At 36.1% G+C, this 18,032-nt stretch carries 17 protein-coding genes and 2 tRNA genes; 1 reads left to right on the top strand and 18 read right to left on the bottom strand.

The window, feature by feature from the left end; genetic code table 11:
* Positions 1–6 precede the first annotated feature (6 nt).
* The 4 genes from ABC228_RS00815 to hemA are packed head-to-tail and all read right to left on the bottom strand — an operon-like array spanning position 7 to position 3,937.
* Positions 7–771, bottom strand: a complete 765-nt coding sequence (locus tag ABC228_RS00815; RefSeq protein ID WP_345823189.1) for a uroporphyrinogen-III synthase — start codon at positions 769–771, stop codon at positions 7–9.
* Complete coding sequence (gene hemC / locus ABC228_RS00810) at positions 771–1,700, bottom strand: hydroxymethylbilane synthase (RefSeq protein WP_345823188.1); 930 nt, start codon at positions 1,698–1,700, stop codon at positions 771–773. Before hemC ends, ABC228_RS00815 begins: the two co-directional genes overlap by 1 nt.
* A 21-nt stretch (positions 1,701–1,721) precedes the next feature.
* On the bottom strand, positions 1,722–2,543 hold the full coding sequence (locus ABC228_RS00805) for a cytochrome C assembly family protein (protein WP_345823187.1): 822 nt from the start codon (positions 2,541–2,543) through the stop codon (positions 1,722–1,724).
* A 20-nt stretch (positions 2,544–2,563) separates the two neighbouring features.
* A complete protein-coding gene (gene hemA, locus ABC228_RS00800) occupies positions 2,564–3,937 on the bottom strand; it encodes a glutamyl-tRNA reductase (protein WP_345823186.1) in 1,374 nt (457 codons plus the stop codon).
* A 250-nt stretch (positions 3,938–4,187) separates the two neighbouring features.
* Between hemA and ABC228_RS00795 the strand changes: the two genes are divergently transcribed.
* Positions 4,188–4,670, top strand: a complete 483-nt coding sequence (locus ABC228_RS00795) for a LiaI-LiaF-like domain-containing protein (protein ID WP_345823185.1) — start codon at positions 4,188–4,190, stop codon at positions 4,668–4,670.
* A gap of 23 nt (positions 4,671–4,693) precedes the next feature.
* Here ABC228_RS00795 and ABC228_RS00790 read toward each other — a convergent pair whose 3' ends face one another.
* The 14 genes from ABC228_RS00790 to ABC228_RS00725 all read right to left on the bottom strand — a co-directional run bounded on the left by ABC228_RS00790 (position 4,694) and on the right by ABC228_RS00725 (position 17,984).
* A complete protein-coding gene (locus tag ABC228_RS00790; RefSeq protein ID WP_345824142.1) occupies positions 4,694–5,416 on the bottom strand; it encodes an amino acid ABC transporter ATP-binding protein in 723 nt (240 codons plus the stop codon).
* A gap of 27 nt (positions 5,417–5,443) precedes the next feature.
* Positions 5,444–6,106 carry an amino acid ABC transporter permease gene (locus tag ABC228_RS00785; RefSeq protein WP_345823184.1) on the bottom strand — a complete coding sequence of 221 codons (663 nt, stop codon included), beginning with the start codon at positions 6,104–6,106 and terminating at the stop codon, positions 5,444–5,446.
* Positions 6,107–6,135: 29 nt separating this feature from the next.
* Entirely contained in the window at positions 6,136–6,954 is an 819-nt protein-coding gene (locus ABC228_RS00780; RefSeq protein WP_345823183.1) for a transporter substrate-binding domain-containing protein, read from the bottom strand.
* Positions 6,955–7,215: 261 nt separating this feature from the next.
* Positions 7,216–7,797 (bottom strand): ribosome biogenesis GTP-binding protein YihA/YsxC, encoded by a 582-nt coding sequence (gene yihA, locus ABC228_RS00775; protein ID WP_345823182.1) that lies wholly within the window; start codon positions 7,795–7,797, stop codon positions 7,216–7,218.
* On the bottom strand, positions 7,778–10,114 hold the full coding sequence (lon, locus tag ABC228_RS00770) for an endopeptidase La (RefSeq protein ID WP_345823181.1): 2,337 nt from the start codon (positions 10,112–10,114) through the stop codon (positions 7,778–7,780). The genes yihA and lon overlap by 20 nt, the downstream gene beginning before the upstream one ends.
* 286 nt (positions 10,115–10,400) lie before the next feature.
* Positions 10,401–11,678: an ATP-dependent protease ATP-binding subunit ClpX gene (gene clpX, locus ABC228_RS00765; protein ID WP_345823180.1), complete on the bottom strand. Its 1,278-nt coding sequence runs from the start codon at positions 11,676–11,678 to the stop codon at positions 10,401–10,403.
* Between the two features lie 377 nt (positions 11,679–12,055).
* Positions 12,056–13,345, bottom strand: a complete 1,290-nt coding sequence (gene tig, locus ABC228_RS00760) for a trigger factor (protein ID WP_345823179.1) — start codon at positions 13,343–13,345, stop codon at positions 12,056–12,058.
* Between the two features lie 156 nt (positions 13,346–13,501).
* On the bottom strand, positions 13,502–14,476 hold the full coding sequence (locus tag ABC228_RS00755) for a tetratricopeptide repeat protein (protein WP_345823178.1): 975 nt from the start codon (positions 14,474–14,476) through the stop codon (positions 13,502–13,504).
* Positions 14,477–14,575: 99 nt separating this feature from the next.
* A tRNA-Arg gene (locus tag ABC228_RS00750) sits at positions 14,576–14,649 on the bottom strand.
* Positions 14,650–14,656: 7 nt separating this feature from the next.
* A tRNA-Gly gene (locus ABC228_RS00745) sits at positions 14,657–14,730 on the bottom strand.
* A 155-nt stretch (positions 14,731–14,885) separates the two neighbouring features.
* Positions 14,886–15,398 carry a metallophosphoesterase family protein gene (locus tag ABC228_RS00740; RefSeq protein ID WP_345823177.1) on the bottom strand — a complete coding sequence of 171 codons (513 nt, stop codon included), beginning with the start codon at positions 15,396–15,398 and terminating at the stop codon, positions 14,886–14,888.
* 18 nt (positions 15,399–15,416) lie between these two features.
* On the bottom strand, positions 15,417–16,010 hold the full coding sequence (locus tag ABC228_RS00735) for an XTP/dITP diphosphatase (protein WP_345823176.1): 594 nt from the start codon (positions 16,008–16,010) through the stop codon (positions 15,417–15,419).
* Positions 16,007–16,774, bottom strand: a complete 768-nt coding sequence (gene rph / locus ABC228_RS00730) for a ribonuclease PH (protein WP_345823175.1) — start codon at positions 16,772–16,774, stop codon at positions 16,007–16,009. Before rph ends, ABC228_RS00735 begins: the two co-directional genes overlap by 4 nt.
* Before the next feature lie 130 nt (positions 16,775–16,904).
* Complete coding sequence (locus ABC228_RS00725; protein ID WP_345823174.1) at positions 16,905–17,984, bottom strand: GerMN domain-containing protein; 1,080 nt, start codon at positions 17,982–17,984, stop codon at positions 16,905–16,907.
* Positions 17,985–18,032 lie beyond the last annotated feature (48 nt).

Genomic DNA, 18,032 nt, shown 5'->3' with positions numbered 1-18,032 from the left:
GTTAATTCAATCCTCTCTATTAAAAGTTTGGCACATAACTTCAATCATTCCATCTATTGTATAGGAATCTGGAATACGCGTTTGGTTAAAACCAAGCTCCTTTGCGCGATTTTCTGTTGTTTTACCAATACATATAATATTAGTATCAATGGGTAAATGGAGCTCGCTAGGCTTAAACTGATGAAAAGCCTCCACTGTTGAAGGGCTCGTAAATGTAATAAAATCAAATTCAACTGCCCTTAATACACGGTCTAGGGATTTCCTAGCTTCTTCGTTGTAGGAAGTTTCATACACAATGAGTGTCTCATACGGAACTCCAGCATTTATTAGACCCTTCTCAATAACATCTCGAGAACGATTACCTTGAACGAGCAATACTTTTCCAATTTCATGATATCTATCAAGAAATTCTGTTACGAGGTGATTACCGTCATAGATTGATGGAACTAGATCTGCTTGATAGCCGTAACGATTTAACGCTTCTTCTGTCTTTTTACCAACAACAGCAAAGCGGATTTGTTGAAGTAGCGTATCGTCCTCAAGCAATTGGAAAAAGCAATTAATTCCATTTTCACTAGTAAAAACAATCCATTGAAAGTTCATGATTTTTTGTAGCATATGTTGATTATCACGAGAATTTTTACAATTGATTTTAAGGAGTGGTACAGTAGAGACCTCTGCCCCAAGGTTAGTAAGCTTATCTGCGAAACCTTTCGATTGTTTGGCTTCACGGGTGATAAGGATTTTACGCTTCAATAATGGAAGCTCCATTATTTGTCTAACTCCTCTTTAACTTGTTCCACAATTTCTTTGGCACCTTGCTTCAATAATTTTTCAGCTGCAATTTTTCCAACTTTCTCTGGATCCTTACCACGTACTACTTCTTTTAATATAGTCTTACCATCTGGTGTACCAACAAGTGCTGTTAGAACAACCTCGTCTTCCTCCAAATAGGCAAATCCACCAATTGGAATTTGACAGCCACCTTCTAATAAGTGTAAATATGTTCTTTCTGCTTTAACAGTCTTTGTTGTATAGTCATCATTAATCTTTGCCAAAAGTTGGTGAAGCTCTTCATCATCCTCACGACATTCGATTGCCAATGCTCCTTGCCCAACTGCAGGCACACATACTTCAGGCTCTAAATATTCTGTTATTAAGTCCTCGCTTAAACCAACTCGCTTTAGCCCAGAAACAGCTAAAATAATGGCGTCATAATCTTCTTCATTCAATTTACGAATCCGTGTCTCAATGTTTCCTCGTATCCATTTTATTTCTATATCTGGTCTAGTAGCTAAAATTTGAGCCGCTCGACGCAAGCTGCTCGTACCTACAATAGCTCCTTCTGGTAAATCCTTTAATTGAATATTATCTTTTGACAGAAGTGCATCCCGATGGTCTTCTCTCACCGGTATGGATGAGATTACTAATCCTTCTGGAAGAATTGCAGGCATGTCTTTCATACTATGTACTGCAAAGTCAATTTCCTTATCGTATAAGGCTTGTTCAATTTCTTTCACGAACAGTCCCTTTCCGCCAACCTTTGATAACGTAACATCAAGAATTCGATCACCTTTTGTCACGATTTTTTTAACTTCAAAATCATTTTGTACCCCTGCTTTTTTAAGCTCGTTTATTACCCAATTTGTCTGTGTCAATGCTAGATTGCTTTGCCGTGATCCAACAATAATTTTTCGCATCTGTTATGCCTCCTTAAATGTTTACTGAATATGAAAATTTGACAGTGTACTAAATAAAAAGAAATTAATAACTAATACAAGAAATGCATAAGTATTATAAAATGCTAACGATTTACCTGAGTACCGCTTCCCGATTCTTAATAATAGGTATACGATATAAACGAATAGTACTAGTATTGATCCAATAGTCTTTAAGTCAAACCAATAGAATTCTACATTTTCCGCATACGCCCAAACAAAGCCTAAAATGATAGCAATTAGTAACAGTGGAACACCAATTGTAATTGCCCGAAAGGTAAATACATCCAACCGTTCCAAATCTCCTAAACGCCAGATCCACTTTATTGCCTTCTTTTCTTTTAAGAATCGATACTGAAGCATATACATTATAGAAAATAAAAACGATATCGTAAAAAACCCATAAGAAATAATTGCCAAGGAAATATGTGAAATTAATATTTCATGTACCAACTGTATACCAGGCTGTTCCACATGTGTCTGCACGATTAGTGATGCATGCATCACTAATATAAAAAAACCAAATAAATTGATAAAGAAAACGATGAAATGCACCTTAAACAGACGGTTCATAATGATTGAAAATGTAACTAATACCCATGCGTAAAAGAAAAGGCTATCGGTTAAAGTTGCTATAGGAAATCGTTTTAGAACGACAAGCTGGTGAAATAAAAAAAAGGTTTGAAGGAGCCAAACCATACAAAGTAACCAGAAGGCTACTTTATTCGCCTTCCGGTTTTGTTGTACAAAATCAATAAAATAACCAATTAAACTTAAGATATAAATAACGAATATTCCTTCATAAAGCCAACGAATATCAACCATATTGAAGTTCCTTTACATTATTAATTCGTAGCGAGCTTTTCTAGAAGCGCATGAAATCCTTTTTCTCGTTGATTTGAGTCTAAGGAAACATCATTTTTTTTTGCTTGTTTTTCATATTCTTCCTGAACTTCACTCTCAATTCCAAAGATATCAACAAATAATTGCAGTGCTTCCTCTCCCTTATCGGAACCAGCCAATTCTTTCGCTTGTGTAATTGGCTCTTTTAATAATTGATTAATAATACTCTTCGTATGTTTATTTAAAACCTTTTTCTCTCTATCAGTAAGTTCCGGCATTTTACGCTCAATACTTTCCATTGTTTCTGCTTGTATTCGAAGTGCCTTTTGCCTTAAAGCAGATATAACTGGTACAACTCCAAGTGTCTTTAACCACTCTTTAAAAAGGATAATCTCTTTTTCAAGTGATATTTCAATTGCCTGTGCTGCATGCTTACGCGCTTCAAGGTTTTCGTCAACAATATTTTGAAGATCATCAATATCATATAAGAACACATTATCTATTTGACCGATTTTCGGATCTAAATCCCTAGGTACTGCAATGTCTACTAAGAAAAGTGGGTTTCCTTTACGTAATTTCTGAATCGGTTCTAACATTTCCTTCGTCAAAACAAATGACTCTGATCCTGTCGAACTAATTAAAATATCTGTGTTTAACAACACATCTGATAATTGATTGATTTGCATTGCTTTCGCCTCAAACTTATCTGCCAATGCTTGTGCTTTTTCAAGTGTTCGGTTTACTACAGTAATCTCCGTTGCACCAGATCCTTGGATGTTTTTAACAGCTAACTCACCCATTTTTCCTGCTCCAAGGATGACGACATGCTTCTTATTTAAACTACCAAAGATCTTTTTGGAAAGCTCTACGGCAGCATAACTAACAGATACTGCATTTTCTCCTATAGCTGTATCCCTATGTGACTTTTTAGCAAATGTTATCGCTTGTTTGAACAATTCATTAAAAATGGTACCAGTTGCATTAATTTCTTGAGAAGTTAAAAACGCTTGTTTAACCTGTCCAAGTATTTGAGTCTCCCCTAGAACCATCGAATCAAGACCTGAAGAAACCCTAAATAAATGCTCCAAGGCGCCATCATCTTCTGAAATGCGAAGGTAAGGAGAAAACTCTTCCTTTACAATTTCAAACCAGTCTTCTAAAAATTGCTTTATATAATAACGACCTGTGTGAGCCTGATCTACCACTGCATAGATTTCAGTACGATTACAGGTTGAAACGATTACGTTTTCTAAAATACTTTTTCGTTTTTTTAATTCCAGCATTGCATCCTGAAGAGAGTTTTCAGGGAACGTTAGTTTTTCCCGTATTTCAACAGGGGCTGATTTATAGTTTAGTCCTACTTTTAGAATGTGCACCTTATCTCTCCTCCAAAGATCAAGAGGTTCAATATTTCATTGAACGTGAATTTCTTTTACTCCAACTATTATACCATAGATAAATCGTTGGATTTTTTTGTTTTGTGAACAGATTTTGAAACAATATGATATGATAATAATTATAAATAATACCCAGATGTACTCTATCATACCGTAAGATAAGAAGCAAGAAATCAACTTATGGAATTATCGACTAACGAATAATGACGTTACAAAGTGAGGTTTATAGATGAAAAACAAAAATACGTTTACCGCCTATCTATTAATTGGTATTGGGCTGTATTTCTTATTCCGTCAACTAAAGCTCCCTATTTTCACGGATTTTTATTCTTGGCCTACCTTATTAATTATTATTGGCTTATCGCTATTAATATATAGCTTTCAATCAAAAGATTATCATCAATTACTGGGGGCTACCATTATATTCGGCTTAGGCATTCACTTTCATGGTATACAGCATTATGCCTTTTGGACGGATCATTGGGCAATGTATCCTCTTATAGTCGGCATCGCCTTTATCGTACGCTATATGAAAACAAAACAAGGATTATTGCCAGGCCTAATATTGATTACTCTTTCCAGTATTTTAATTTTCTCCATTAATGTACCAACATGGTTTGACTGGGTTTATGATGTATTTGACTTCATCAATATCTATTGGCCAATTGTATTAGTCGGAATAGGAATTTACCTTTTAAAACGAAAAAAATAAAACCAGCATTTGCTGGTTTTATTTTATAATATCGAGCTAAGAAATTCTTTAGTGCGTTGTTCTTTAGGATTTTCAAATAAATCTTCTGGTCGTCCATACTCTACAATCTTGCCATCGTGCATATAAACAACCCAATCAGCAACTTCCCTTGCAAAGCCCATTTCATGTGTTACCACAACCATAGTCATACCTTCATCAGCAAGCTCCTGCATGGTAGCCAATACCTCACCTACTAATTCTGGATCAAGCGCAGAGGTCGGTTCGTCAAATAACATCACTTCTGGCTTCATCGCTAATGATCTTGCAATAGCCACACGTTGCTTTTGACCACCAGATAACGTAGATGGATAAACATTATATTTATCTCCAAGTCCAACTTTATCTAATAGTTCCTTTCCCTCTTCTATCGCTTGATTCTTCGGAAGCTGTTTAACCATAATAGGTGCTTCAATGACATTTTCTAATACCGTTTTATGGGGAAATAAATAAAAATGCTGAAAAACCATGCCTACACGCTGACGAACTTCATTTAAGTCATGCGTTTTATTCTCAACTTGCTCCCCATTAATTATGATCTTTCCATTATCCTTATGTTCAAGGAAATTTAAGCAACGTAGTAAGGTACTCTTACCAGAGCCACTTGCGCCAATTAATACTACCACATCGCTCTCTTTAACAGTTAGATCAATATCTTTTAATACGTGTAGGCTTCCAAATGATTTATTTAACTTTTCTACTCTGACCATCTCTTTTGCTTCCATTCGGTCTCCTCCTTAATCACTTTTCCCTAATTTCTTTTCTATCCTATTCACAATAGCTGTTAAGATTAATACAATAAATAGATAGTAAACAGCCGCAATCGAATAGAATGTCAGAAAATCAAATGAATTTGATCCTAAGGAGCTAGAGACGCCAAATAATTCCTGTGCTCCAATGAAAGATACTAGTGAGGAGTCCTTAATACCAATAATAAATTGATTTCCTAAGGAAGGTATCGCTCGACGAAAGGCTTGAGGAAGTATAATCCTGCGCATGGTTTGGAGCTTGGTCATACCTAACGATCTACCAGCTTCCATTTGTCCCTTATCAATGGATTGAATTGCTCCACGTATGATTTCAGCAATATATGCTCCACTGTGAATCGCTAAACCAATTGCTCCAGCCCAGAATTCATCTATTAAAATAATTTCTGCTATTCCATAATATAATACAAAAATCTGTACAATTAATGGTGTTCCTCGGATAACCCAAATGTAAGCATCCGCTATCCATTCTAACGGCTTTATTTTGGATATCTTCAGGATTGCGAAGAATAACCCAATAATAAAAGCGATAAGTAAAGATGCCGCAGAAAGTAGTAGGGTTATCTTCAGACCCTCTAAAAACAAGTCATAACTATTTACAAATACATCAAAAAAATGAGACAAGTGTTCCAACTCCTTAAGGTTTATCTGCTAGGCTTTCCTTATTCAAGCTCCTCAGGCTCTTGAGTAATATCAACACCAATCCATTCCTCTGAAAGTTTTGCAAGCTCGCCACTATCTTTAAGCTCTTGTAGCGCTTCATTAATTGCTTCTAGTAATGCTTCATTTTCTTTATTAACCGCTATAGCTTGTTCACTGATTCCTAATTGACCTCTGTTTTCAACCTCTAGGCCATTCTTAATGGCTGTTTGACCGGTAATATCGTCTGTGATAACGGCATCATGATGACCAGATGCTAGTGATTGAAGTGCTACAACATCACTATCTACTTGTTTAATATCGTCCGTGTACTCTTCTGCCATTTCGACATAAGTAGAACCTCTAGATACGGAAATCTCTTTACCCTTGAGGTCTTCAGCGGATTGAATATCACTATCTGGTCTTGTATAAATAACTGGTCCAGAGTAATAGTATGGGTCAGAAAAATTAACCTTTTCCAATCTATCATCTGTAATCGTATGACTAGCAACTGCAACATCATATCGACCTTCATTTACTCCAGTAACAATTCCAGAGAACTTTGCTTTTTGCTGTACAGCTTCTAAGCCAAGTTTTTCCGCAATTGCTTCTGCAACGGCAATATCATAACCAACCATTTCATTTCCTTCCATATAACTAAACGGTTTAAATTCTCCGGATGCTGCAAAGATAAGCTTACCATCTTCTATTAGTCCATATTCAGAACCAGCATTATCATCAGTTGCACCATTTGTATTTTCCTCATCCGACTCTTTTGTTCCACATGCTGCTAGTACAACCATTATTAACGCGAAAAAAAGTGTAATTTTCAGTTTTCTCATAAGATTAATTAACCCTCTCCTTAATTTTATTGAATTACAATAACACAACTCCCACTACAAAATTATATCAAGTAAACGATTAGACAACTAATTGTAAATAATCTGATAAATTACACTGAGCTCGGAATATTTGGTACTGTGGATAAATAACTATTCATACCTTATAAATGCTATGGGATACTCCATGAAACGCTAGGATAATCAAAATTACCAAAAAAAGGTTCCTAATTAACTTAGGAACCTTTTTTCTACATCGTATATTCATAAATATTTATTTAATATACCCCAAGCTTCATCCTTTCCTTCCCCTGTTTCAGCAGAAAAAGGAAGAACAAGATCACCTTGCTCAACCTGTAAGGTTTCTATCGTACGCTTAAGATGCTTGGCACGTTTTCCTTTTGGAATTTTATCCATTTTTGTCGCTACTACTACTACTGGAAGATCAAAATGCTTTAAAAAATCATACATTTGGATATCATCTCTAGTTGGTTCATGACGGATATCTGTGATAAGCAGTACCGCTTTTAACGATTCCCTTGTTTGAAAATATTCCTCCATCATCTTTCCCCATTTTTCTCTTTCTGTTTTAGAAACCTTGGCATATCCATAACCAGGAACATCAACAAAATAGAATGCATCATTAATACGGTAAAAATTTAATGTTTGTGTCTTTCCTGGTTTAGAGGAAGTACGTGCTAAATTTTTTCGATTAATTAATTTGTTAATGAAAGATGATTTCCCTACATTCGAACGTCCTGCTAATGCAACTTCAGGTAACATATCATTCGGGTATTGTTTTTGACTTACAGCGCTTATAACAATCTCAGCTTTTGTTACTTTCATGTTTCTCCTCCACTAGGGCATGCTTTAATACTTGGTCCAAATGGTCAACTGGAATAAAGGTTAATTCCTGACGCACACTATCCGGAATATCATCTAAATCTTTCTGATTATCCTCTGGGAAAATAATCGTAGTGATGCCTGCCCGATGTGCACTTAACGTCTTTTCCTTTAAACCACCTATTGGGAGTACACGCCCTCTTAACGTAATTTCTCCAGTCATTGCTACTTCTTTTTTTACAGCCCGATTCGCTAGTGCAGATACTAAGGCAGTTGCCATTGTTATCCCGGCTGATGGCCCATCTTTAGGTGTTGCACCTTCTGGAACATGGATATGAATATCATATTTCTCATAAAAATCAGATTCGATACCTAGCTCTTGTGCACGAGAACGGATATAGCTAAATGCAGCTTGAGCTGATTCCCGCATAACTTCTCCCAATTTCCCTGTAAGCGTTAATTTACCTTTACCAGGATAGTGGGTTACTTCAATTGATAATGTATCTCCACCCACTGATGTATAGGCTAGACCTGTTGCAGCACCAATCTGATTTTCTTTTTCCATTTGACCATAACGGAATATTGGCTTACCAATTAATTCGGCAATACTCTTTTCCGTAACAACTACTCGCTTTCTTTCATCTGACACAATTAATTTAGCTGCTTTACGACATATTTTTGCTATTTGTCTTTCTAATGTACGAACTCCTGCTTCACGTGTGTATAATCGAATTACTTTCATTAATGCTTCATCACGGATTTGAAGATTTCCTTTTTTTAATCCATTTTCTTTTAACTGCTTTGGTACAAGATGCTCTTTCGCAATATGTAACTTCTCTATTTCGGTATAACCTGATAAAGAAATTAATTCCATACGGTCAAGTAAAGGACCAGGTATATTATTTACATAATTGGCCGTAGCAATAAAGAGAACATTGGATAAATCGTATGTTTCTTCAATAAAATGATCACTGAAGTTACTGTTTTGTTCAGGATCAAGTACCTCAAGCATTGCAGAGGATGGATCCCCACGAAAATCATTCGACATCTTATCGATTTCATCTAATAAAAATACAGGGTTTACCGTTTTTGCTTTTTTCATACCTTGGATAATTCGTCCTGGCATCGCGCCAATATAAGTTCTCCGGTGCCCACGGATTTCCGCCTCATCCCGCACACCACCAAGTGAAATCCTTACAAAATTTCGATTTACAGATTTAGCAATTGACTTTGCCAAGGAGGTTTTTCCAACACCTGGTGGGCCTACTAGACAAAGAATTGGTCCTTTGATGGAATTAGTTAGCTTTTGTACAGCCAAGTATTCCAAAATTCGCTCTTTAACTTTTTCAAGTCCATAATGTTCGTCATCCAAAATCTCTTTCGCATGGTTAATTTCTATAGTATCTTGGGATTTTGCTGTCCATGGAAGTGATAACAGCCATTCAAGATAATTACGGATGACAGAACTTTCTGCTGAGGACTGCGGAACCTTTTCATAGCGGCCTAACTCCTTAAGCGCAACCTCCATAATCCGCTTTGGCATATCCGATTTTTCAATTTTTTCTCGTAAATCGCTTACTTCGCCCGATTTCCCCTCTTTATCTCCAAGCTCCTTCTGAATTGCCTTTAGCTGTTCCCGCAGATAATATTCCTTCTGGGTTTTTTCCATAGAGGACTTCACACGTTGTCCAATTTTCTTTTCCAAATCTAAAACTTTCTTTTCATTCGAAATCAGATTAGTTAGATGCTGCAGTCTTTCTTGTGTATTAACAATCTCCAACAATTCCTGTTTTTCTTTTATCTTTAAGGAAATATGTGATGTTATAATATCAGCTAATCTTCCTGGTTCCTCAATATCAACTACTGTAGAAAGCGTTTCTTGTGTTACTTTTCTTGAAATTTTCACGTACTGCTCAAATTGTGAAAGCAAATTACGCATTAAAGCTTCTTCCTCTAAACGATTACCTGGTATTTCTTCTAATTCTTGAACATCAACCACAAATTCATCGTCGTTTTCAATAAAACGAAGAATTTCACCACGATATAACCCTTCAACTAGGACACGAAAGGTTCCGTTCGGAAGCTTCAGCATTTGCTTAATTTTAGCAAATGTACCAATACGATATATTTCCTCAGGACTTGGATCATCAATGCTTACCCTTTTCTGTGCTGCTAGAAAAATTGTTTGATCGCCAACCATTGCCTTTTCAATAGCAGCAACCGATTTATCTCTTCCTACATCTAAGTGCAAAACCATTGTAGGAAAAACCAATAAACCACGTAATGGGAGGAGGGGAAGTTGTTTTGAATCGTTTGTCATTTTTATGTACCTCCAAGCATTTAATTTATATTTAAAATCATTATGTATATTATTTCCTTAAAGTTTATAGAAGTGATTCTACTTTGTAAAATAATAACCACTTGTAATAAATAGTCCTCTTTGGGTTAGGAAGATAAATAATCTCCCTTAGTCTACCCTAGTCAGATTAAGTAATTCTAATAATATAAAGAAGAAAAGGCTAACTAGGTTTGACCAGCCCATTCAAGTTTTGTACCTGATCGGGAGCCATTTATCCTAGTCAGCCTCATGTTTCCATTAGAAAAAATTAGGCGCTTTCCTTTGGAAGCTTCTTAATTTCTTCTGAAACTGTACCGTCTGTGAAGTATAGCTTTGGACTTCCATTATCATTTACTACTGTATCTTTTGTAATGACACATTTATTAATATCTTCTCTTGAAGGAAGCTCAAACATGACATCCAGCATGATTGATTCGATTATAGATCGCAATCCACGTGCACCTGTTTTTCTTTCAATTGCTTTTTTAGCAATTTCAATTAAAGCCTCTTCTTCAAATTCTAATTCTACATTATCTATTTGGAATAGCTTTTGATACTGTTTCACAAGTGCATTCTTTGGCTTCGTTAATATTTCTACCAAAGCATCCTCATCTAACGGTTCTAGACTACCAATTACAGGAAGTCTTCCAATGAACTCTGGTATTAAACCATATCGATGTAGGTCTTCAGGAAGCACCTTGGAAAGCAATTGTCCTTTATCTAATTCTGCTTGTTTCTCATTAGCACCAAAACCGATTACTTTCTTACCAAGTCTTCTTTTTATTACTTGTTCAATTCCATCAAATGCTCCACCACAAATAAACAAAATATTAGTAGTGTCTATTTGGATAAACTCTTGATGTGGATGCTTACGCCCACCTTGAGGTGGAACACTTGCGACCGTACCTTCTAGAATCTTTAGAAGTGCCTGTTGTACACCTTCACCAGATACATCTCTTGTGATGGAAGGATTTTCTGATTTACGTGCAACCTTGTCGATTTCGTCTATATATATAATCCCTTTTTCTGCCTTCTCAATATCATAGTCAGCTGACTGAATAAGTTTTAGAAGAATATTCTCAACATCCTCCCCAACATATCCTGCTTCTGTAAGTGAAGTTGCGTCCGCCATTGCAAACGGCACATTCAAGATCCTTGCAAGTGTTTGTGCTAATAGGGTTTTACCACTACCTGTTGGACCAATCATTGCAATATTACTTTTAGATAGTTCTACATCATCATTACTTTTTGGTGAGTTTATCCGTTTATAATGATTGTAAACAGCTACAGAAAGATTCTTCTTTGCTTTTTCTTGTCCGATTACATAATCATTTAGAATCTCACAGATTTCTCTCGGCTTTGGAACTTCTTTAAATTCCATTTCCTCTTCTGTACCTAGTTCTTCTTCTACTATCTCCGTACATAAATCAATACACTCATCACATATATAAACGCCAGGACCAGCAACTAATTTGCGTACTTGCTCTTGGCTTTTTCCACAAAATGAACATTTTAGCTGCCCTTTTTCTTCATTAAACTTAAACATTACATTTCACCCCTAAAGTTTCAATCGATAAACACTGGAAATAAACATTACAGTTATAATAGATATCATATCAGAACAAATTTAGAAAACAAAATAATATACTTTAAGTGTTGATTGTAAGTCTTCTAAAACAATTATTTGGCTTTCCATTAACGATTGCACTGATTACCTACTCTGCTTGTTTGTATTTTATTAATCAATTTTAGTATATGTCACAATCCATAATAAAATTGATATTTATTCTGTAAGTCCTTGAATTCTATGATACTAAATATTCATGAAAATTACTAAACAAAACCCTTATCTAGGTAAAAAAACAAGGCACGAAACTTCGCACCTTGTTTTTTATTGTACATTGTATCCATTATTTAGCCAGATTATGCAACAGTCTTACTATTTTCCACTAAGAAATCAATTGCTTTACGGAACAATAAGTCTTCTTTTAATGCATCAGCGCTTCCGCCAAGCATTTGTTTTAGTTGCTCAATATCTGTACCATACATGCTAGCCATATTTTCTAATTCAGCAGTTACATCTTCTTCAGACACGTCAAGATTTTCTGCTTTTACAATAGCCTCTAATGTAAGGTTCGTTTTAACACGTTTACTTGCATCTTCACTCATTTGCTCTTTTAATGCAGCTTCATCTTGACCAGAGAATTGATAGTAAAGATCTAGTGTCATGCCTTGCATTTGTAAACGTTGTTCAAATTCACGCATCATACGATCAAGCTCTGATTTAACCATCACATCTGGAACTTCAACTTCAGCATTATCAGATGCTTTATTAATTAATTCTTCACGTTTTGCATTTTCAGCACTTTGCTTCTTGTCAGCTTCAAGTTGCTCACGTTTTTTGTTTTTCAATTCTTCTAATGTTTCTACTTCCTCATCAACGTCTTTTGCAAATTCATCGTCAAGCTCTGGAAGTTCTTTTGATTTAATTTCATGAATTGTTACTTTAAAAGTTGCTTCTTTACCAGCAAGTTCCTCAGCATGGTAATCTTCTGGGAATGTAACTTGAATATCTGTTTCAACTCCAGCTTCCTTACCCACTAATTGCTCTTCAAATCCAGGAATAAATTGACCAGATCCAATTTCTAGTGAATGGTTCTCACCTTTTCCACCATCAAACGCTTCTCCGTCAAGGAATCCTTCGAAATCCATAACAACTGTATCGCCTTCTTCAACAGCACCTTCTTCTTTTACTACTAATTCAGCATGACGATCTCTAAGTTGTTGCAATTCATTTTCAACATCTTCATCTGTAACGCTAGCATCTAATTCTTCTACTTCAAGGCCTTTGTAATCCCCAAGTTTAACCTCTGGTTTTACAGTAACAGTAGCAGTGAATACTAATGTTTGACCTCTTTCAATTTGTTCAATATCAACATCAGGTTGATCTATTGGATCAATACCAGCGTCATCGATTGCTTTTACATATGCATCTGGAAGCACAATGTCTACAGCATCTTGATACAATGCTTCAACACCAAAACGTTTTTCAAATATCGGACGAGGAATTTTCCCTTTTCTAAATCCAGGAATTTGTACAGTTTTCACAACTTTTGCAAAAGCTTTGTCTAAAGCAACTTCAAATTCCTCTGCTGAAACCTCAAATGTTAATACTCCTTCATTACCTTCTTTTTTTTCCCATTTTGCTGACATAATTTTCCCTCCAAAATCTATTATTTCCATTAACTACTTAGTTTCATTAATTAGATTCAATTTTTGGTTTTAAGTACTTATTCTAAATACTTCTCTCAAATTTGCAACCATCTTATTATATCATAATTGTTATGTACTTCAAGCAATAAGAGAATCTTAATCCTCTATGATAGATAAATATAGTTGTTCAAAATGTATGATTTGTTCTAAGTACATTTTAACTTTCTCTACTTCATCTGGGGCATAGTTCTCATCAACTAACTGGTTACTAAACTGAATTAAAGCCTTAGCTATAAACTCCGTTTCCTCCTGGACTGGAAAGATTGGATAGCGAACAAAACTAAACCGATAAAGTAATTGTTCTAAGAATTGATACATAGTTGGATTTTGTTGCTCTAACTCTTTTAAATAATTCATCGTCATATGATATGTTTGATGATCGGTGATGTTTGGTACTTCCAATGGTTTTACGTGCATTTGCAAGCCCATTTTATGCACCACAATTTCATCCAAATACTGCAATTCCTGAAGCCAATGAAATATTGCGGTATTTATCACTGGATGAACCTCCGGATTCGTTAATAATTGAACTACTTTTCTATCCGGCTCTACCTTCATCGTACGTAATTTCGTTAGAATTTGCCATTGCTTCACATGATTTGACTGTGAGACAGCTGCTAATAGCTCATCAATGTATTTGGATGACTTATCCACCTTAATATCGGAATCTAACTTCTCACTCATATCGTATAACTGAAGAAACTGCTCACGTAATACAGGTGGCAACGCATCAGAATTAAGTTCATCTTCAATCAATTCCATTAACAGGCTATATTTACTCGTATGAAATAGTATTGTCAAATAAAGATGAAGGTAATGATAGTAGTGTTCATCTTTATTTCGGAGAACTTCTTCACACTGCGCTTCAGCGTCTTCATATCGACCCAATTCCACTAAACAAATAATTTTACCAGTAAGAATTTCATGATTTTGAACATTAAAGCGTAATAATGCATCCATTTTTTCAAGTGCATCTCCATAGCGTTTTTCCTGCAAATCCTTTAAGCTCTCATCCTTTAGCGAGGTTTCCCATTTTGGAAAAAGGATTACGTTCTCATCTCCATTTTGCATGGCTTCCCTCCTTTTTATCTAGTTTAAACGATTGACGCAAAAGGATACAGTTATCCATATAGTAAAAAAGAAACCTAGGCTATAGGTTTCTTTACGTAGCGTCCCAGGAGAGATTCGAACTCCCGACCCACAGCTTAGAAGGCTGTTGCTCTATCCTGCTGAGCTACTGGGACATATGTATGGAGCGGGTGAAGGGAATCGAACCCTCGACATCAGCTTGGAAGGCTGGAGTTTTACCATTAAACTACACCCGCATGTGTAAAATGCAAATCTCATTTTTGGTCACAAGAATTATTATATGTATTTTAGTTTTTAATGTCAACACCTTTATTAATGTTCTAATTTACCGAAAACTTTTATGGATAAGGATGCCTCTTCATAGAAAATGAGAGAAGCATCCTCTATCACACTAGTTAATCGATGTTACAAAGGAAAGTCCATCGACTCTATCGCCAGTTAAAGTAAAATAATTTACTTCAATTGAATTAATCGCTTGCCAGCTTAAAACTGTGTAGGTTTTTTCAGGTCTCATTCTAGGTAGAAGTATACTTCCAGGGTTAATAAAAAGCTTCTGTCCAACCTTTTCTGCACCTGCAATATGAGTATGTCCAAAGCAAACGATACTTGCATTAACTTCATCTGCACGATATGTCAAATTCAATAGATTCATTTTTACTTGATGAAGATGACCATGAACAATAAAAAAAGTTACTCCATCAATTGTTTTCTTTTGTTCGGTCGGAAAGCTGGAGGTAAAATCACAATTACCTGCTACGGTAATAACATCTTCCAGCTCTTTTGCATTTTCTTCTAATTCCGAATCACCGCAATGAATAGCATAATCCGCCTGATGGCGAGCTCGTATTTCTAAGATTTCCTCTCTAAGACCATGGCTATCACTTAAGATTACAACACTTGTCATGATAATCCTCTCCAGAAATTATTGATTTTTGATCCAATCCTCTAATTGAATCATAGCATTTCTCCGATGACTTATCTTATTTTTTTCTTCTGGCATTAATTCTGCCATTGTTGTACTGTAACCATTTGGAATAAAGATAGGATCATACCCAAACCCGTTTTCTCCTTTCGCTTCAAAGGCAATAGCCCCCTCACAATAGCCCTTTTTAAAGAGAGTTGGTTGTCCAGGAATCGTTACTGACAAAACACAAACGAATCGAGCAGTACGTTTTTCCTTAGGAACATCTGCCAATTCCTGTAATACTTTTTGAATGTTTTTCTTATCATCCTTCGGCTCACCAGCATAACGAGCAGAGTAAATTCCTGGTCGACCATCCAACGCATCAATTTCCAGTCCAGAATCATCTGCCATCACCGATATATGTAACAGTTTTTCGATTCCTTCTGATTTTAATGCTGCATTTTCTTCAAAGGTTACTCCGGTTTCTTCAATATCAGGAACTTCTTCAGCCAAGTCTAACAAAGATTTAGCGTGTATACCATATCGTTCAAATAACACCTTAAATTCTTTTGCTTTTCCTGCATTCTTTGTTGCAATTAGTATTTCCTTCATTTGCTGTCACCTTTATCTTCCATTGTCTCGCCAATTCGAGAAGCTAACTTTTCTAATGCGTTCTTTTGCATTTCAAATATTTCACTTAACCCTTCATTTGCAAGCTCTAATAAAATATGTAATTGGTCCATTGAAAACGTTGCTTCTTCACCAGTACCTTGTATTTCTACAAACTCACCTGAACCTGTCATGACGACATTCATATCGACATTTGCTTTTGAATCTTCTTCATAGTTCAGGTCCAATATTCCAGTTCCATCAGGTAGGATCCCGACTGAAGTTGCTGCTAAGAAATCCGTAACAGGCATCTTTTTTAACGTATTCGAATCCAGAAGCTTTCCAAATGCCAACACCATCGCGACAAAAGCACCAGTTATAGAAGCTGTCCGTGTTCCTCCATCGGCTTGAATGACATCACAATCAATCCAAACGGTTCTTTCACCAATTTTTTCTAAATCTACTACAGAACGTAATGCCCGCCCAATTAGCCGCTGGATTTCCATTGTACGTCCTGTGACTTTCCCTTTTGAGGATTCTCTAATGTTTCTTTCTTGAGTTGCTCTTGGTAACATCGCATATTCTGCCGTTATCCAGCCTTTTCCTTGGCCACGCATAAAAGGAGGAACCCTGTCTTCTATCGTTGCGTTACAAATTACTTTTGTTTCTCCTACTTGTATTAGAACAGAGCCTTCAGGATGCTTGATGAAATTAGTAGTAATCGTAATAGGTCGTAAGCTGTTTGTATTTCGTTGATCAGTTCTCATTATAACTCCTCCTTGTCTCCGTTTAGCTTATCATATTTTACACAAAAGAATCACCTTATTTCAATTGATGCTCTTCTAACCTCATAGAAAAAAGAGGAACTATATTATAGTCCCTCTATACATGCATCTATTACAATTTTTCAGATGGAATAAAGAAATCTCTAGTGACAGGTTCCGTATATACTTCGCCGCTTTCATTGGCAATTTGCTCTACATTTTCTACCTTGACATTAACAGCTTCAATACCACCTTGCTCTGTTAATGTACGAACCAAGGTTTCCATTACTTCATCTGCAATCACTGCATTCTTCGCATCACCTTTTAATATATCTTGGTTGAACACTAGCTGTAGAATGCCACTATCCAGCTTCGGTGTGTCAAGTAATGCAGTTTGGTCATTAAACACTTGCATTAAATTTGTTTCGTAAGTTGGACCTTCAATTAATGCTTCTACAATAGCCTTATGAACATCACCGTTTTCTACCTCTACATATTTTGTAACTGGAACAAAATAACGGTTTTCATCATGTTCAGCTGGGAAAAACATGGTAACGGCTTCACTATTAATCAAGTCAACTGTATCAGATTGAATAATATTAATTCCGTTTGCTCGTGAATATCCATTAGCAATTGGTGTACCATTTACCGGCATTGCTTCTTGAGCTTCTCCCTCTATTCGAAGCTTTACACGCTCGACACTATCAAATTGTGTCAACGTAAATGTCATCGCCTCTAGGATTCGTACTTCATCTTCTGCGGCATACTCTTTAAATTCTTCTGATAAATCAACAACCATTGTTCCTTCTTCAATACTTAACCCAAGAACCTCTGTGCCAGCTGGAAGTACCGCTTGGAAACCATTTGGTAATAGCGATGTAACTGGTCCGTCCTTCACTAAGTATTCTAGAACCTGTGATGCGACTTCTTTTGAGTCTGGCACCGGAAGGTCAACCGTCTGGGGTGCTACTAATCCATTTGAATCAAGTAAAAATAATTGGCGCTGAACGGTGTCTTCTGTACCAGCAGTTTCCGTATCGGATTCATTTCCTTCCGATTCTGTGTCTGTCGTTTGCTCCTGTGCATTATCAACCGCTTGTGCATTTTGAGGCGGATCCATATCGGGTGATGATTGTTCTCCTTGGAAACATCCAGTTAATAGAACTAATGTACAAAATGTTGCGAAAAGCGTTAGTAATAGTCGCTTTCTCATGTCATTCCCTCCTACGATGGTTTGTACTTTTATGTATACGAGCCTATC

The sequence above is a fragment of the Ornithinibacillus xuwenensis genome (assembly GCF_039614845.1).
GTDB classification, from domain to species: Bacteria; Bacillota; Bacilli; order Bacillales; family Amphibacillaceae; genus Ornithinibacillus; species Ornithinibacillus xuwenensis.
This window is presented reverse-complemented; position numbering and strand designations above follow the sequence as displayed.

Excerpts from the sequence above, each read along its gene's own strand:
- ABC228_RS00805 (WP_345823187.1), bottom strand. The coding sequence starts at position 2,543 with ATGGTTGATATTCGTTGGCTTTATGAAGGAATATTCGTTATTTATATC.
- lon (WP_345823181.1), bottom strand. The coding sequence starts at position 10,114 with ATGACAAACGATTCAAAACAACTTCCCCTCCTCCCATTACGTGGTTTA.
- hemC (WP_345823188.1), bottom strand. The coding sequence starts at position 1,700 with ATGCGAAAAATTATTGTTGGATCACGGCAAAGCAATCTAGCATTGACA.
- clpX (WP_345823180.1), bottom strand. The coding sequence starts at position 11,678 with ATGTTTAAGTTTAATGAAGAAAAAGGGCAGCTAAAATGTTCATTTTGT.
- yihA (WP_345823182.1), bottom strand. The coding sequence starts at position 7,797 with ATGAAAGTAACAAAAGCTGAGATTGTTATAAGCGCTGTAAGTCAAAAA.
- ABC228_RS00780 (WP_345823183.1), bottom strand. The coding sequence starts at position 6,954 with ATGAGAAAACTGAAAATTACACTTTTTTTCGCGTTAATAATGGTTGTA.
- ABC228_RS00755 (WP_345823178.1), bottom strand. The coding sequence starts at position 14,476 with ATGCAAAATGGAGATGAGAACGTAATCCTTTTTCCAAAATGGGAAACC.
- ABC228_RS00815 (WP_345823189.1), bottom strand. The coding sequence starts at position 771 with ATGGAGCTTCCATTATTGAAGCGTAAAATCCTTATCACCCGTGAAGCC.
- rph (WP_345823175.1), bottom strand. The coding sequence starts at position 16,774 with ATGAGAACTGATCAACGAAATACAAACAGCTTACGACCTATTACGATT.
- tig (WP_345823179.1), bottom strand. The coding sequence starts at position 13,345 with ATGTCAGCAAAATGGGAAAAAAAAGAAGGTAATGAAGGAGTATTAACA.
- ABC228_RS00735 (WP_345823176.1), bottom strand. The coding sequence starts at position 16,010 with ATGAAGGAAATACTAATTGCAACAAAGAATGCAGGAAAAGCAAAAGAA.
- ABC228_RS00790 (WP_345824142.1), bottom strand. The coding sequence starts at position 5,416 with ATGGTCAGAGTAGAAAAGTTAAATAAATCATTTGGAAGCCTACACGTA.
- ABC228_RS00740 (WP_345823177.1), bottom strand. The coding sequence starts at position 15,398 with ATGACAAGTGTTGTAATCTTAAGTGATAGCCATGGTCTTAGAGAGGAA.
- ABC228_RS00725 (WP_345823174.1), bottom strand. The coding sequence starts at position 17,984 with ATGAGAAAGCGACTATTACTAACGCTTTTCGCAACATTTTGTACATTA.
- ABC228_RS00795 (WP_345823185.1), top strand. The coding sequence starts at position 4,188 with ATGAAAAACAAAAATACGTTTACCGCCTATCTATTAATTGGTATTGGG.